This window comes from Sphingobium cyanobacteriorum (assembly GCF_030580935.1).
Taxonomy (GTDB): Bacteria; Pseudomonadota; Alphaproteobacteria; order Sphingomonadales; family Sphingomonadaceae; genus Sphingobium; species Sphingobium cyanobacteriorum.
This window is the reverse complement of record NZ_JAUQOM010000056.1, coordinates 1-2,889: the sequence shown is the minus strand read 5'-3', so window position 1 is coordinate 2,889 and position 2,889 is coordinate 1. Positions and strand designations below refer to the sequence as shown.

4 protein-coding genes and 1 pseudogene are annotated in these 2,889 nt (G+C 59.6%); 1 reads left to right on the top strand and 4 read right to left on the bottom strand.

The window, feature by feature from the left end; all coding sequences use genetic code 11:
• A pseudogene (locus Q4610_RS21555) lies at positions 1-977 on the top strand (hypothetical protein); the annotation flags it as partial.
• A gap of 4 nt (positions 978-981) precedes the next feature.
• Here Q4610_RS21555 and Q4610_RS21550 read toward each other — a convergent pair.
• The 4 genes from Q4610_RS21550 to Q4610_RS21535 form a co-directional block, all read right to left on the bottom strand.
• Positions 982-1,179 carry a hypothetical protein gene (locus Q4610_RS21550; RefSeq protein ID WP_304537823.1) on the bottom strand — a complete coding sequence of 66 codons (198 nt, stop codon included), beginning with the start codon at positions 1,177-1,179 and terminating at the stop codon, positions 982-984.
• 216 nt (positions 1,180-1,395) lie between these two features.
• On the bottom strand, positions 1,396-1,839 hold the full coding sequence (locus Q4610_RS21545) for a hypothetical protein (RefSeq protein ID WP_304537822.1): 444 nt from the start codon (positions 1,837-1,839) through the stop codon (positions 1,396-1,398).
• Between the two features lie 89 nt (positions 1,840-1,928).
• On the bottom strand, positions 1,929-2,375 hold the full coding sequence (locus tag Q4610_RS21540; RefSeq protein WP_304537821.1) for a hypothetical protein: 447 nt from the start codon (positions 2,373-2,375) through the stop codon (positions 1,929-1,931).
• Positions 2,376-2,659: 284 nt separating this feature from the next.
• A partial coding sequence (locus Q4610_RS21535; RefSeq protein WP_304537820.1) for a hypothetical protein occupies positions 2,660-2,889 on the bottom strand: 230 nt, incomplete at its 5' end.

Sequence of the window (2,889 nt, the reverse complement as noted above, 5' to 3'; positions counted from 1 at the left end):
ACGCTGTAGATCCCCACACCTCCCTGACTCGGCAGAAAGGCTTCAAGGTGGACGACTTTTACGCCGCCCGCAGCAGGACTATCCCGCCGCTACCGTGGTCGAATATTGCTCCGCCGTTCTCAGATCATAGTCATTCGCGGACCAGTACAGGCGGCAATGACTGGCGAGTAGCAGAAGCGGAAGAACGCCGTGCCGCCGCCGCACGCTATCGCGAGATCGGCAGCCGGATGATGTCCGAGGCAAGTTATGCCGAAAGCCATGGCTTCCAGATCTCGAGCGACATGTCGAACCTCATTCAGGACCGCTACGAGACCCTGCAGCGCGACCATCCCGAATGGCACCTGCCGGACATCTCGAACCCTCGGCTCGACTATCGCGACCTTACCCGCCGTGATCAGGCCATCACCTACATCATGGATGACCTGATGGGCGATCTGCGGGCGCACCGGATAAACGAACTGACTGACGTCGCCAGCATCGCGGGCTCAGGTTCGCTGGACACCAACGCCAGTCTCGGCATGCCGCAAGCGCCAGCAGTTCCGGCGGTTGCGCGCGCTGAAATGCTTGTACCGTCACCACAGGAGGGAGGAACCTTGCTCGCCATCCCCGAAGGCCCCGTCGATGGTGCAACCTATGCGCGCCGCCTTGGCATGACGGTTAAGCCTGGCGCTCGCCTCGGCCGTATGGATGGCGGACTGGTGCCTGCACTGGGCGTGGTCGCGGACGAGGCGCGCGCACTTGGTCTGCCGACGCCGGTTGTCACCTCGGGCAACGACAGCAATCAGCATATGGCCGGATCCGCGCACTACGCCGACCGTGCGCTCGACTTCAGAGGCAACAACATCTCGGATGAACAGGGCGAGCGCTGGGCAACGCAGGTTCGTGCCCGTCTGGGCGATAGCTATGCTGTCCAGTTTGAGCGCTTCCCCGACAAACCAGAGCGTGATCATCTGCATGTCGCCCGGAGGCAAACCTAGGCCCTCAGCCGAGCAGGTGCGCCTGCCATGCAAAGAAGCCCATGAACGCGAGCATCATCCCTGCGAGAATTACCCTAAGATGCGGGATTCCGGCGCCATTTGTTTCGCGCACCCGTGGGAAAGCAAGACCCGTGACCGGATCGCAGTCAGCACCGCGACACGAGATCGGCATTCCATCCAGTCCGTAACGATCATGGTCCATCGAGGGTCTCCTCGCCCCAGCCATGATTACCGCAATCGGATTGAATTTTCAATCATGTGCTAGGAATAGGTCGAGCCCCCGCGCGAAGTCCGCACCCTCTCCCCTCGCAGCGCCGAAGCGCTGAAATCCTAATGTGAAGTGCCCGGATGACTCTCGATCCGCGCCGCTCCTGCGCAGCTGCATCAAGTCCCTGTCTCGCCGGCATCGCTGCGGTCATTAACTCGACCTGCGTGTTGTCGCCGCCCAAAACGCCGCGACCGCAAACACAATCCACATGAAGGCCATACCGTAGTCGGGGCCTATGACCGTCACGGTATCGCCTACGCATTCATATCCCCCCTGACCGTCTCTCACCGTCTGGGTGCACTCCCCATGATACTTGGCTGTGGCTGCCTGATAAGCTGCGACCGTAAGCATTCCTGCGATCGCCGCTGTTATGCCGCGATTGAGGAGATCATTGTCGTTTGGGCTTAGATTGAGCTTTTCCCCGCCATGACGCAGGGCCAGCCACAGCAAGGCAGGAATTGCCGCCAAATAGGCGAAGCGGATGACCAGCCCATATGGCTGAGCAGGCCCAAAGACGAGTAGCGCCACAAACACGATAGTCACGATATAAATGCGGTTTTTCTCGTCTAATCCGTAGTCGAAGCTGTCATTCATTCATATGCCCCAAATGGCTCAGCCTATGCGCGCTCTAGATCGTCACTCTTAGATGCGCCATCTGGCAATTGCTTAAGTACCTTCGCGCTTCAGACTTGGAAAAGCGCGGCATCAGCGCAAAGATCTTTAAAGACGCGTGCGCACAAGTGTGGCACATCGTGCAGTCGGCCATCCGGTGTTTCCACAACCACGGCATCCGGCATGTCAGACCAAGTTACATTGTCCGCGAAGTAAGACCCGTCGCTAAACGCCGCGCCTTTCCCTCTGACCATGTGCTCAGCACGCAGCCCTATCAACTCAGACTTCGGATGGCGGGTCAGCTCCACGTGCTTGCCTGCGTTGGCAATCGCCCGAACCGTGTGAAAGTCGGGGACCTTCGCCGCGATCTCGTCCGCGACTTCATGTGCCTTACCGCCCCGCACGTGGGCCACCACATCAGCAAAATGGTACAGAATGATGCATGTCGCAATGGCGAGGTCGTAGGCGGTTGGCTCCCCCTCAAGGCGACGGCAGAGCGGTCCCGCCAGTTCATCCATGTACACCTGAGGGTTCGAGAAGGCCATGACTGAGGCATACTCGGACCCAACGAACTATTCCACCGGGCACTATCACCGTCGTCCAATCGCGTCAGTCGGGATGACCGCTTTCAGGAGATCGGCGTGGTTACCCTTATGACTGAGTTTAGGGAGTACTGCCGACCGCCCGGTTAGCCCACTACGAAAGCCCGCTTTCGTCGAGACCCGACGCTACCGGTGCGGATGTGAACGACTGGCTCGGTTCGCAAACTGGGCTTAGCCGAAAGCCTTTCTTTCGCGGATGGTCACAGACTGAATGTGCGCATTAATTCGGCGGCATGGTCAACGGCCGTGCCCGAAGCACCGGCGAGCCATTCGCGGTAGCTGGCGAAAGTGAAGCCAACCTCGTCACCGGTGAGAACGGCGGAGCAATATTCGACCACGGTAGCGGCGGGATAGTCCTGCTGCGGGCGGCGTAAAAGTCGTCCACCTTGAAGCCTTTCTGCCGAGTCAGGGAGGTGTGGGGATCTACAGC